Origin of the sequence: Geodermatophilus sp. TF02-6 (assembly GCF_003319115.1) — a bacterium.
GTDB lineage: Bacteria > Actinomycetota > Actinomycetes > Mycobacteriales > Geodermatophilaceae > Geodermatophilus.
On the sequence record NZ_QOHF01000023.1, the window covers coordinates 60160 to 71955 of the forward strand.

The 11796-nt window shown below is 75.4% G+C and carries 10 protein-coding genes and 1 pseudogene; 7 read left to right on the forward strand and 4 right to left on the reverse strand.

Going from position 1 to position 11796, the window contains the following annotated elements; all coding sequences use genetic code 11:
* Positions 1–8: 8 nt before the first annotated feature.
* A complete protein-coding gene (glp, locus tag DQ238_RS18610; protein ID WP_233496095.1) occupies positions 9–1466 on the reverse strand; it encodes a gephyrin-like molybdotransferase Glp in 1458 nt (485 codons plus the stop codon).
* Positions 1467–1506: 40 nt separating this feature from the next.
* Positions 1507–2421, reverse strand: coding sequence for a UTP--glucose-1-phosphate uridylyltransferase GalU (gene galU / locus DQ238_RS18615; RefSeq protein ID WP_113782739.1), 915 nt, complete (start codon positions 2419–2421; stop codon positions 1507–1509).
* A gap of 199 nt (positions 2422–2620) precedes the next feature.
* Between galU and DQ238_RS18620 the strand changes: the two genes are divergently transcribed.
* From DQ238_RS18620 to DQ238_RS18640, 5 genes are all read left to right on the forward strand, one after another.
* On the forward strand, positions 2621–3811 hold the full coding sequence (locus tag DQ238_RS18620) for an LLM class flavin-dependent oxidoreductase (protein WP_158550839.1): 1191 nt from the start codon (positions 2621–2623) through the stop codon (positions 3809–3811).
* A gap of 17 nt (positions 3812–3828) precedes the next feature.
* The gene (locus tag DQ238_RS18625; protein ID WP_113782752.1) at positions 3829–4422 is read left to right on the forward strand and encodes a 5-formyltetrahydrofolate cyclo-ligase; all 594 of its coding nucleotides are present in this window, start codon (positions 3829–3831) and stop codon (positions 4420–4422) included.
* A 65-nt stretch (positions 4423–4487) separates the two neighbouring features.
* Complete coding sequence (locus DQ238_RS18630) at positions 4488–5822, forward strand: SLC13 family permease (RefSeq protein WP_113782741.1); 1335 nt, start codon at positions 4488–4490, stop codon at positions 5820–5822.
* A 19-nt stretch (positions 5823–5841) separates the two neighbouring features.
* On the forward strand, positions 5842–7038 hold the full coding sequence (locus DQ238_RS18635) for a CaiB/BaiF CoA-transferase family protein (protein WP_113782742.1): 1197 nt from the start codon (positions 5842–5844) through the stop codon (positions 7036–7038).
* Between the two features lie 49 nt (positions 7039–7087).
* A complete protein-coding gene (locus tag DQ238_RS18640) occupies positions 7088–8608 on the forward strand; it encodes a carboxyl transferase domain-containing protein (protein WP_113782743.1) in 1521 nt (506 codons plus the stop codon).
* A 356-nt stretch (positions 8609–8964) separates the two neighbouring features.
* Here DQ238_RS18640 and DQ238_RS18645 read toward each other — a convergent pair whose 3' ends face one another.
* Positions 8965–9312 carry a MarR family winged helix-turn-helix transcriptional regulator gene (locus tag DQ238_RS18645; RefSeq protein WP_233496096.1) on the reverse strand — a complete coding sequence of 116 codons (348 nt, stop codon included), beginning with the start codon at positions 9310–9312 and terminating at the stop codon, positions 8965–8967.
* Between the two features lie 293 nt (positions 9313–9605).
* On the opposite strand from DQ238_RS18645, the gene DQ238_RS18650 reads away from it, so the two are divergent.
* Entirely contained in the window at positions 9606–10247 is a 642-nt protein-coding gene (locus tag DQ238_RS18650; protein WP_113782744.1) for a TetR/AcrR family transcriptional regulator, read from the forward strand.
* Positions 10244–11386, forward strand: a complete 1143-nt coding sequence (locus DQ238_RS18655; protein WP_199506444.1) for a DMT family transporter — start codon at positions 10244–10246, stop codon at positions 11384–11386. Before DQ238_RS18650 ends, DQ238_RS18655 begins: the two co-directional genes overlap by 4 nt.
* Here DQ238_RS18655 and DQ238_RS18660 read toward each other — a convergent pair.
* Positions 11368–11652: pseudogene (locus tag DQ238_RS18660) on the reverse strand (proline racemase family protein); the annotation flags it as partial. The gene DQ238_RS18655 and the pseudogene DQ238_RS18660 sit on opposite strands and share 19 nt — an antisense overlap.
* Between the last annotated feature and the right edge of the window lie 144 nt (positions 11653–11796).

The following is an 11796-nucleotide window of genomic DNA, read 5'->3' on the forward strand; positions in this document are numbered from 1 at the left end:
GGCGCCGCTCAGCCGCCGAGCAGCAGGGGCATCACGGTGACCAGCCCGCCGGCGGCCACCTCGGTGACGTCCTCGTCGACGACGATCAGGCAGTTGGCCCGGGCCATCCGCGCCAGCATCGCCTCGCTGCCGTCCCCGAGGGGCTCGACCACGTAGCCGCCGTCCGGGTGGCGCATGACCTGCCCGTGCAGGTACTGCCGGTAGCCCAGCGGCGAGGCCAGCCGCTCGGCGGCGATGGCCTGCACGGTGCGGCGGAACAGCTGGCGCTTGCCGAGCATCACCCGGATCGCCGGGCGCACGAACACCTCGAAGGCGACCAGCGCCGCGACCGGTTCCCCGGGCACGCAGATCACCGGGACGGCGTCGCGGCCCAGCCGGCCGAACGCCTGCACCGGGCCCGGGTGCATGGTCACCGGCGAGGACCGCAGGGGGCCGAGCTCGGCGAGCACCTCCTGCACCAGGTCGCCCTCGCAGGCGAAGGTGCCGGCGATGAGCACCAGGTCGCTGCGCAGCAGCTGGCTCTCCAGCACCTCGGTGAGCCGGCGCCGGTCAGCGGGGACGATGCCCGACCGGTAGGCCTCGGCGCCGGCGTCGCGCGCCGCCGCGGCCAGCGCGTAGCTGTTGACGTCGACCACCTGGCCAGGCGCGGGCGGGGTGCTGATGTCGACCAGCTCGCTGCCGGCGGAGAGGACGGCGACCCGCGGCCGGGGGCGCACCTGCACGCGGTCGCGGCCGACCGCGGCCAGCAGGCTGATCTGGGCCGGCCCGATCGGGGTGCCGACCTGCACCGCGGTGGTGCCGGGCGCGACGTCCTCCCCCGCGCGGCGCACCCAGTCGCCAGCCGCCGGACCGGCGTGCACCGCCACCGTGACCGCGCCGCCGTCGGTCCACACCGCCGGGACGACGACGTCGGCGCCGACCGGCAGCATCGCCCCGGCGGCCACCTTGTGCGCCATCCCCGGCCCGATGGACGACGGGCCGCTCGGACCGGCGACGCTCTCCCCGACCACCGACAGGTACGCCGGCTCCTCCGGGGTGGCGCCCTCCACGTCGAGGGCGCGGACGGCGTAGCCGTCGAGGGCGGCCTGGTCGAAGGCGGGCAGCGCCCGCTGGCTGACCACTTCCTCGGCGCAGAGCAGGCCCTGCGCGTCGAGGACGGCGAGCTCGATCGGATCCGGCTGCGGCACCGCGGAGAGGATCTCGTCGAGGTGCTGCTCGACCGTCCGCGGCGGCACCGGCTCGGGCGGGGCCGGGGGCGGCACGAGGTCGCGGTCGATGGCGGTCGTCGCGTGCGGCGGCGCCGCCCCGTGCGGCGGCGCCATCCCGTGCAGCGGCGCCATCCCGTGCAGCGGCGCCATCCCCTGCGGCGGCGCCGGGACCTCACGCACGACCGTGCCCTGGCGCAGGTCCAGCGCCGTGGTGTCCCGCTGTCCCGGGAGCGTCCCGCTCCTGCCGTCGTCGGTCATCCCCACCACGGGGTTCGATGCTCCCCCCTGGACGCGCCGATCAGGCTCCCGACGCGCCCTCGGCCGGCAGGTCGGCGACGAACTCGGCGAGCCAGGCCCGCAGCGGCGGCCCCAGGTCGTCGCGCTCGGCGGCCAACCGGACGACGGCCTTGAGGTAGTCCAGCCGGTCGCCGGTGTCGTAGCGGCGGCCGGAGAAGACCACGCCGTGCACCGGCTCACCCCGCTCCACCAGCGTGGCGAGGGCGTCGGTGAGCTGGATCTCCCCGCCGCGGCCGGGCGCGGTGCCGCGCAGGACGGCGAAGACCTCGGGGGCGAGCACGTAGCGGCCGATGACCGCCAGGGTGGACGGCGCCTCGTCGACCGGCGGCTTCTCGACCAGGCCGGTGATCGTGACGACGTCCGACCCGCCGGGCTCGACGGCGACCGCCCCGTACTTGTCGATGTCCTCCCGACCCACGTCGAGCAGCGCCACCACCGACCCGCCGTGCTCGGCCTGCACCTGCAGCATCTGCTCGAGCAGGTGGTCGCGGGCGTCGATGAGGTCGTCGCCGAGCAGGACGGCGAACGGCTCGTCCCCGACGAAGGCGGCGGCCTGCAGCACCGCGTGCCCGAGACCGCGGGCCTCGCCCTGCCGGACGAAGTGCACCTGCGCGATCTCGGTGGAGGCGTGCACGGCCGCGAGCCGGTCGGCGTCGCCCTTCTTCTCCAGGGCCGCCTCGAGTTCGGGGGCGCGGTCGAAGAAGTCCTCGATCGCGCCCTTGTTGCGGCCGGTGACCATGAGCACCTCGGTCAGCCCGGCGCGGGCGGCCTCCTCGACGATGTACTGCAGCGCGGGCCGGTCGACGACCGGCAGCAGCTCCTTGGGCACCGCCTTGGTGGCCGGCAGGAAGCGGGTGCCCATCCCGGCGACGGGGATGACGGCCTTCCGTGTCGGGCGGGTGCTCGGCGTCGGCATGCCCGGAGCGTATCCAGGGCGCCGACGGCCGCCGCCGTCCCCGGGCCGTCCGGGACCTCGGCGCCCCCGCCGGGGGAAGGCCGCCGGGCATCGACTCCCGGTGGGGTGGGCGGCCACACTCGGCAGCGCCGCAACCGGTCCGAGCGGGGGCGGCGCCCCGGGTCGCGTCCGCCACCGCGGTCCCCAGGAGGGAGCCGACGTGTCCCACCTCGAGTTCTACCTGCGGTCCTACCCGCAGCCGGACGACATCAGGGCACAGGCCGCCGCCGCCGAGGAGGACGGCTGGGACGGGTTGCTGTTGACCGACACGCAGAACCTGAGCATGGACGTCGTCGGGTCGCTGCACCTGGCGGCGTCGGCCACGTCGCGGCTGCGGCTCGGGACCGCCGTCACCAACCTGGTCACCCGCCACCCCGCGGTCGTGGCGTCGACGTTCGCGACCCTGCACCACGTCACCGGGGGACGCGCCCACATCGGCCTCGGGCGGGGGGACACGGCGCTCGAGCTGATCGGCACCAGGCCGCCGTCGGCCGACGAGTTCGAGCAGCAGGTCGGCCGGTTGCAGACCTACCTGCGGGGGGACGTGGTCGACGTCGGCGGTCTGGGCAGCCGCATCACCTGGCTGCCGCTGGAGGGGGAGACCAAGGTCCCCGTGGACGTCTTCGGCTCCGGCCCGCACGTCATCGGCGTCGGAGCCCGGCGGGGCGACCGGCTCACCGTCACGGTGGGCGCCGAACCGGAACGGGTCGACTGGGCGGTGCAGACGGCGCGCCGGGCGCGCGCGTCGGCCGGGCTCGACCCCGACGACCTGGACGTCGGCGCGTTCGTGGTGGTCGGCGTGGGCACCGACGAGGCGGCGCTCGACGCGCTCGTGCGCGGCAACGCGAGCATCTCGGCGCACTTCCAGCGGGGCTCGACGGCGCTGCTGTCGCGGACCGACGCGGCCGTCGTCGCCGAGGTCACCGACCACTACGACGAGTACCACCACGGCCTCGAGCACGCGGCCCAGTCCGAGGCGCTCTCCGCGGACTTCCTCCGCAGGTTCTGCGTCATCGGCCGTCCGGAGGAGTGCGTCGAGCGGCTCGGCCGGCTGGTCTCCTCGGGTCTGTCCCACGTGACCGTCGTCGGTGGTTCCCGCGACGTCGACCCCGCGGTCCGGCGACGCTCCGACACCTGGTGGCCACCGAGGTGCTGCCCGCCGTGCGGGCCCTCTGACGCACGGCACCGGCACGCGACGACAGGAGCGGACGAGATGACCGGAGACGACCGGAGGTCGGTGCTCGCCACCGGCGGGGCCAACGCGGTGGGACGGGGGCTCGGCGTCGACCTGGCCGCGCGCTGTACGACCGCGAGCAGGCTGGTCGTGGACGGCGGGTTCGTCAGCCAGTGACCGGCCAGCCTGCGCCGGTGACCCGGCCGGACGACGTCGGCGGGGTGAAGGCCGCACTCCGCGCGCGCTTCCTCGCTCACCGGGCGGCCCGCCCCGCCGAGGAGCGTGCCGCCGCGGCCGCCGCGGTCACCGCCGCCCTGCTGCGCGGGCTGGCCGGCACGCGGACCCTCGCCGCCTTCGTCCCCGACCCGGCCGAGCCCGGCGCGGGCCGGCTGCCGGCGGCGTACACCGGGCTCGGGGCGCGGGTGCTGCTGCCGGTGGTCCCCGCCGGGGAGGGGGAGCTGGCCTGGGCGGTGCACACCGGCCGGCTGGCGCCGGGGCGCTTCGGCCTGCTGGAGCCGGTCGGGCCGCGGCTGGGCCCGGCCGCGGTCGGGGAGGCCGACGCGGTCGTCGTCCCGGCGGTGGCGGTGGCCCGGAGCGGGGTGCGGCTGGGGCGCGGCGGCGGCTACTACGACCGCGCGCTGCGGCACGCCCGGCCGGACGCGGTGCTGGTGGCCGTGGTCTTCGACGACGAGCTGGTCGACCAGCTCCCGCACGAGCCGCACGACCGCGGGGTGACCGCGGTCGTCACGCCGTCCGGCGGCTGGCAGGCGCTGCCGACCGCACCCTGATCGGGCGGTTCCGGCCGGTCACTGGGAGAGTGATCACGTCGTCCCCCGACGACGGAGGAGCGCCCGTGTCACCCCAGATCGTGTCCATCCTCGCGCTGGTGGCGATCTTCGCGATCGCCACGTTCCTGCCGATCAACATGGGGGCGCTGGCCTTCGTCGCCGCCTTCGGTGTCGGCACGCTGTCGGTGGGGCTGTCGACCGACGAGATCCTCGCCGGCTTCCCCAGCGAGCTGGTGGTGACCCTCATCGGCGTCACGTACCTGTTCGCGATCGCGCAGAACAACGGCACGGTCGACCTGATGGTCCGCGGGGCCGTGCGGCTGGTGGGCGGCCGGGTCGCCGCGATCCCGTGGATCATGTTCGGGGTCACCGCGCTGCTCACCGCGATCGGCGCCCTCTCCCCCGCCGCGGTCGCCATCATCGCGCCGATCGCGCTGGGCTTCGCCGCCCGCTACCGGATCAACCCGCTGCTCATGGGCATGATGGTGGTGCACGGCGCGCAGGGCGGCGGGTTCTCGCCGATCAGCGTCTACGGCGTCACGGTGAACACCATCGTCGAGGACGAGGGGCTGCCGTCCAGCCCGCTCGCGGTCTTCCTGGGCAGCCTGTTCTTCAACCTGGCCATCGCCCTGGTGCTGTTCGTCCTCTTCGGCGGCCGGCAGCTGCTCGGGCAGAAGGCGACCGCGCGCGAGGAGGCGTTCGCCGGTCACCCGCACGGCTCGGTGGTGCGCGGGCACGGGGCGAGCACCGGCGCGGGCGTCGGCGGCGAAGGGGACGACGACGTCCTGCCGCACACCCCGCGGGTGACCGTCGAGCAGGTGCTCACGCTGGCCGGCCTGGTGGTGGTCGCCGTCCTGGCGCTGGTGTTCGACCTGGACATCGGGCTGGTGTCGATCACCGTCGCCGTCGCCCTGGCGCTGTTCTCCGCGCAGCGGCACAAGGGGGCGGTCACCCAGATCAGCTGGTCGACGGTGCTGCTCATCGCCGGGGTGCTGACCTTCGTGGCCGTGCTGCAGGAGGCGGGCACGATCGAGTACGTCGGGGAGGCGGTCGTCGGCCTGGGCATCCCCCTGCTGGTGGCCCTGCTGCTGGCCTACATCGGGGGGGTGGTGTCGGCCTTCGCGTCGTCGACTGCGATCATCGGGGTCGCCATCTCGCTGGCCGTCCCGTTCCTGCTCGCCGGGGACATCGGCGCGGTGGGCGTGGTGGTCGCCCTGTCGGTCGCCTCCACCATCGTCGACGTCAGCCCGTTCTCGACCAACGGCGCGCTGGTGCTGGCGAACGCGCAGGACGTCGACCGTGACCGCTTCTACAAGCAGCTGCTGGCCTACGCCGGCGTCGTCGTGGCCGTCGGGCCGCTGCTGGCCTGGCTGGTCTTCGTCGTCCCCGGCTGGCTGTAGACCGAACGGAGGCAGACCCGTGTCCGGACCCCTCGACGGCATCCTCGTCGTCGACCTCACCCGCGCCCTCGCCGGGCCGCACGCCGCGATGATGCTCGGCGACCTCGGCGCCCGGGTGGTCAAGGTGGAGAGCCCCGTCAGCGGGGACGACACCCGCGGCTGGGGGCCGCCGTTCGTGTGGCCAGGGGGCGGTGGGGCGGGTGGCACCGCAGACCGCGAGTCGACGTACTTCCTGTCGGCGAACCGGAACAAGGAATCGGTCACCCTGGACCTGAAGGACGAGTCCGACAAGGAGCTGCTGCGCGAGCTGGTCCGCCGCGCCGACGTGCTGCTGGAGAACTTCCGCCCCGGCACGCTGGCCCGCCTCGGCTTCGGCACCGACGTGCTCGAGCAGCTCAACCCGCGGCTGGTCACCCTCTCGATCAGCGGCTTCGGTCACGACGGGCCGGAGGGCGGGCGGGCCGGGTACGACCAGATCGCCCAGGGCGAGGCCGGGCTGATGTCGCTGACCGGTTCGGGCCCGGACGACCCGCAGCGGGTCGGCGTCCCGATCGGCGACCTGCTGGCCGGGATGTACGGCGCCTACGGGGTGGTGGCCGCGCTGCTCGAGCGGGAGCGCACCGGCCGCGGGCAGGTGGTGCGCACCTCGCTGCTGGCCGCGATCGTGGGCGTGCACGCCTTCCAGGGGACGGCGTGGACGGTGGGCGGCTCCGTCGGCCGCGCGCAGGGCAACCACCACCCCTCGATCGCGCCCTACGGCCTGTTCCACTGCAAGGGCGGCAGCGTGCAGCTCTCCTGCGGGTCGGAGTCGCTGTGGCGCCGGCTGTGCGCCGAGTTCGGCCTGGACCCCGACGCGCCGGGCATGGCGACCAACGGCGAGCGGGTCGAACACCGCCAGCAGGTGGTCGAGCTGCTCGAGCGGACCTTCGCCGACACCGGCCCGGAGGAGCTGCTGGCGCGCCTGTCCGCGGCCGGCGTCCCGGCCGGCCAGGTGCGCACCCTCGACGAGGTCTACGCCTGGGACCAGACGCGCTCGCAGGGCCTGCTCGTCGACGTCGACCACGCCACCCTCGGCCGGCTGTCGCTGCCCGGCCCACCGCTGCGGTTCTTCACCCCCGGTCCGGACGGCGAGACCGAGACCACCCGCCGCGAGCACGCCGCCCCGCCGGTGCTCGGCGGCTCGGACGAGGCGATCCGCGCCTGGCTGGCCCGGTGAGCACAGCAGCTCCGCGGATGCGGCCGACGAGCGCCAGCGAGGAGGTGACATGAGCGGCCGGCTCGACGCCCGCGCGCTGCGCGACCTGGTCCTCGACCCCGGCTCGTGGAAGTCGTGGGACTCCCCCGTCCGGGTCGGCGACGTCGCCCCGTACTACGCCGAGGAGCTGGCGTGGGCCGCGCAGAAGTCCGGGCAGGACGAGGCGGTCGTCACCGGTGAGGGCTGCCTGCGCGGCCGGCGGGTGGCGGTGGTGGCCGGCGAGTTCGGCTTCCTCGCCGGCTCCATCGGCGTCGCGGCCGCCGAGCGGCTGGTCGCCGCGGTCGAGCGGGCCACCGAGGAGGGGCTGCCGCTGCTGGCGGCGCCGGTCTCCGGCGGCACCCGCATGCAGGAGGGCACGGTGGCCTTCCTGCAGATGATCGGCATCACCGCCGCGATCGCCCGGCACAAGGAGGCCGGGCTGCCCTACCTGGTCTACCTGCGCCACCCCACCTTCGGCGGCGTGCTCGCCTCCTGGGGGTCGCTGGGGCACGTGACGATCGCCGAGCCCGGCGCCTCGATCGGCTTCCTCGGCCCGCGGGTGTACCAGGCGCTCTACGGCGAGCCGTTCCCGCCGGGCGTGCAGACCGCCGAGCACATGGCCGAGCACGGGCTGATCGACGCCGTCGTCGCGCCCGAGGAGATCGCCGAGGTCGCCGACCGGGCGCTGCGGGTGCTCGCCGCCCAGCAGACCTGGCACCGCGACGTGCGCGACGCCGAGCGGCCGACCCCGCAGGACGGCACCGACGCCGACGACCCGGAGGACGGGCGCAGCGCCTGGGAGGTCGTCACCGCCTCGCGCCGTCCCGACCGGCCGGGCGTGCGGCGGCTGCTGCGGACCGCGGCCACCGACGTCGTCGGGCTGTCGGGCACCGGCGCCGGCGAGAAGGACCCCGGCCTGCTGCTGGCGCTGGCCCGCTTCGGTGGCGCGCCGTGCGTGGTGCTCGGTCAGGACCGGCGTGGCCAGTCGCCCTCGGCGCCGCTCGGGCCGGCCGCGCTGCGGGAGGCCCGCCGCGGGATGCGGCTGGCCGCGGAGCTGCGCCTGCCGCTGGTCACCCTCATCGACACCCCGGGCGCGGCGCTGTCGAAGGAGGCCGAGGAGGGCGGGCTGGCCGCCGAGATCGCCCGCTGCCTGGCCGACCTGGTGGTGCTCGAGGCGCCGACGCTGGCGGTGATCCTGGGCCAGGGCACCGGCGGTGGGGCGCTGGCGCTGGTGCCGGCCGACCGCATCCTGGCCGCGGCCAACGGCTGGCTCGGCCCGCTGCCGCCGGAGGGCGCCTCGGCCATCGTGCACCGCACGACCGACCGCGCCGGGGAGCTGGCCGCCGACCAGGGCGTGCGCGCGACCGACCTGTGGCGGGCCGGGATCGTCGACCGGGTGGTACCCGAGCGGCCCGACGCCGCCGACGAGCCGGTCGAGTTCTGCCGACGGCTGGGCCGCGTGCTCGGCGAGGAGCTGGCCAACCTGCTGGGGCGCGACGACGGCGAGCGCCTGCGCACCCGGATGCACCGCTACCGCCACCTCGGCCGCTGAGGCGGGTCCCGGATGATCAGGTGAGCTGGTCGTGCGGCGTCCTGGCTCACCGTCGGAGGTGAGCCAGGACGCGTCACGGTGAGCCAGGACGCCGCACGGTGAGCCAGGACGCCGCACGGTGAGCCAGGACGCGTCAGGGTGAGCCAGGACGGGGCCGAGGTGAGCCCCTGGGGGCTACGCCGGGATGCCCTGCGTGAACCCGGCTGTTCCTCGACGACCCGGCGTCCTCCCTGCGCCACCTGACCTGGTCCGTCAGCCCACGTCCGCGCCGTGCGCGACCCGCAGGCTGCGGTCGGGGTCGAGCCGGTCGAGGACGACCTGCAGGGCGTCGCCCAGGACCGTCGCCTGCTCGTCGGTCAACGGGTCGAACAGCGCCGTGCGGACGGCGGCGACGTGCCCGGGGCCACTGCCCGGACGACGTCCCACCCCGCGTCGGTGAGGACGGCGACGTGGCCGCGGTCGTCCTCGGCCGAGCGCTCGCGGCGGACCCAGCCCCGCTCCTCCAGCCGGGCGACGGTGTGCGACAACCGGCTCTGCGACTGGTTGGCCCGCCGGGTCAGGTCGCTCATCCGCCGGCTTCGCCGGGGCGCCTCCGACAGCATGGCGAGGACGACGTAGGCGGCGTGGGGGATGCCGGTGTCGCGCTGCAGCTGGGCGTCGAGGATCCGGGCAGCAGCTCGGTGACCGTCAGCCAGGCCCGCCACGTCCGTTGCTGCTGCTCGTCGAGCCACTCCTGCGCCACGGCGGAACCGTACTGGTGCGGAATCCGCCCGTCGTGGGTCCGGACCACGGCATGTGGAGTGGTGGACCGGGCTGACCGCGAGGGTGTCGGCGCCCGAGGCCCCGCCGCGGTGCTCCGACAGGCGACGCCGGCCTCGAGCGCCCACTGCGGGGCAGGGATCTCGCTGATCCAGGGGGGGCGGCCATCGGACAGGGCCACGAGGGCACTCCTTGTTGGGTAGACTGGTCTACCTAGTGCGCCGAGGAGAGGTCGCCCATGTCGGGACGTGGACGCCGAGAGAGTCCGGGGAACAGCCCGCTGGCGAGGCCGGCCCGCGGTTCGGCCCGGGCCCGGCTGCTGGCGGCAGCAGCGGAGTGCTTCTACGACTCCGGGGTGAACAGCACCGGCATCGACACCATCACCGCCGCGGCGGGCGTGGCGAAGATGAGCCTGTACAACAACTTCGCCAGCAAGGACGACTTGGTCCTGGCCTACCTCGAGGCGCGGCACGAGGAGTGGCTGGGCCTCTACCGCCACCGGTTGGCCGACGCGACCGACGCCCGGCAGCGGGTCGCCGCCGTCATCGATGCCTACGTCGACCACGCCGAGATGGCCTACCGGCACGGGTTCCGCGGTTGCGGGTTGCTCAACGTGGCGGCCGAGCTGCCCGCCGGTGCGCCCGGGCGGCAGCTGGTGCGCCGGCACAAGGAGGAGGTCGAGGCGCTGCTGGCCGCCCACCTCGCCGAGCTGGACGGGGTGCCGGCGACCCGGGTCGCCGACCTGGCCGAGCAGCTGTCGTTCCTGCTCGAGGGGGCGATGGCCCGGGCCGGGCTGGAGGGCGACTCCCGCCGGTTGCACCGCGTCCGCGAGTTGGCCCTACAGCTGGTGGACGCCGCCACCGGCGGGGACCACCGGTGAGGCACGGCGCGACGTACGGCAGCGTGTGCGTGCTGGCCGCGGCCCTGCTGTGGGGCACCACCGGCACCGCGGCGGCGCTGGCACCCGGCGTCGGGTCGCTCGCGGTCGGGGCGGCGGCGATGGGCGTCGGCGGCCTGCTGCAGGCGGCGGCCGCGCTGCACGGAATGCGTGCCCACCGCGCCGGCCTGGCCGCGCCGTGGCGGACGCTGGCGGTGGCCGCCGCCGCCGTGGCGGTGTACCCGCTGGCCTTCTACACCTCGATGCGCCTGGCCGGGGTCGCGGTCGGCACCGTGGTGTCCATCGGCTCGGCGCCGATGGCGGCCGCCCTCGTCGAGCGCGCCATCGACCGCCAGCCGCTGTCCCGCCGCTGGGCGCTCGGCGCCACTGCCGGCGTGCTCGGCGTGCTGGCGCTGGCCATCGCGCGCACCGGCACAGCCGAGCCGGCGACCGGCGCCGTCGGCGCGCGGCCCCTGCTGGGCATCGCGCTGGGGCTGCTGGCCGGCCTGACCTACGCGCTGTACTCCTGGGGCGCCGCGCGGGTGATGCGCGGCGGACTGCCCTCCCGCCCGGTCATGGGTGCGATCTTCGGGCTCGGCGGCGTCCTGCTGCTGCCGGTCCTGCTGCTCACCGGCGCTCCCATCGTGGCGACCTGGCCCAACTTCGCGGCCGTGGCCTATCTGGCCGCGGTGCCGATGTTCCTCGGCTACGTGCTCTTCGGCCGGGGCCTGGCCGCCGTTCCCGCGAGCACCGCCACCACGCTCTCCCTGCTCGAGCCCGCCGTCGCCGCGGTCATCGCCGTCCTCGTCCTGCACGAACGACTGCCGGCCCTGGGCTGGGTGGGCACGGGGGTGCTGCTCGCCAGCCTGGTGGTGCTGACCGCGGACCCGGGCCGGCAGCACCCGGACACGGCGAGCACTCCGTCACCACCACCTCCACGAGAGGTCCAATCCGTCCCCCAGGCCCGTCGTCGGAGCGATCGACGTCCGACGCGACAGGCAACTCGCCCGACCCGGTCAGCCGAATCCGCCGTACCCACCGGTCCCCCAGTTCGGCAGCGAGGTGATCTCGGGCGGAGAGAGGTCCCCAGCACCGCCCGGTTCGTGCCACGCGGGCTCAGCGGTCACCGGCGCTCCGGGTGAGGACCGCTCGTGCGGCGGCCAGGTCCTGCCAGGACGTCCCGACGCTGTTGGAGACCAGCGGCCGGTCGGCCTGCGGGGGAACCGCGCCGGTCACGAGCGGTGACCCGCGGGAGCACCGCGCGGCGACCGGCGACGTCCACGGTCTCGAGCACCGTCCCGGTGGAGGTGCTGCCGACGATCGAACCGGGCCGCAGCACGGTGCCGGCGGGCAGCCGACCCTCGTCCGCGAGCACCGCCAGCCGGGCACAGGTGCCCGACCCGCACGGGGAGCGGTCGCTGTCTCAGCCTCGATCCACCGTCGAAATGGCTGATCGGCGCGGGTTGTAACGCACGAATGCCCCTCTGACCAGGAACGATGTGGCTTGTCGAAGGTCACAACGGTCCACACAGAAGGGCATCCGCTGGATGCG

What these genes read in the sequence shown, in the direction of transcription:
- glp (WP_233496095.1), bottom strand. Translation starts at nt 1,466, where the DNA reads ATGACCGACGACGGCAGGAGCGGGACGCTCCCGGGACAGCGGGACACC.
- galU (WP_113782739.1), bottom strand. Translation starts at nt 2,421, where the DNA reads ATGCCGACGCCGAGCACCCGCCCGACACGGAAGGCCGTCATCCCCGTC.
- DQ238_RS18640 (WP_113782743.1), top strand. Translation starts at nt 7,088, where the DNA reads ATGAGCGGCCGGCTCGACGCCCGCGCGCTGCGCGACCTGGTCCTCGAC.
- DQ238_RS18650 (WP_113782744.1), top strand. Translation starts at nt 9,606, where the DNA reads ATGTCGGGACGTGGACGCCGAGAGAGTCCGGGGAACAGCCCGCTGGCG.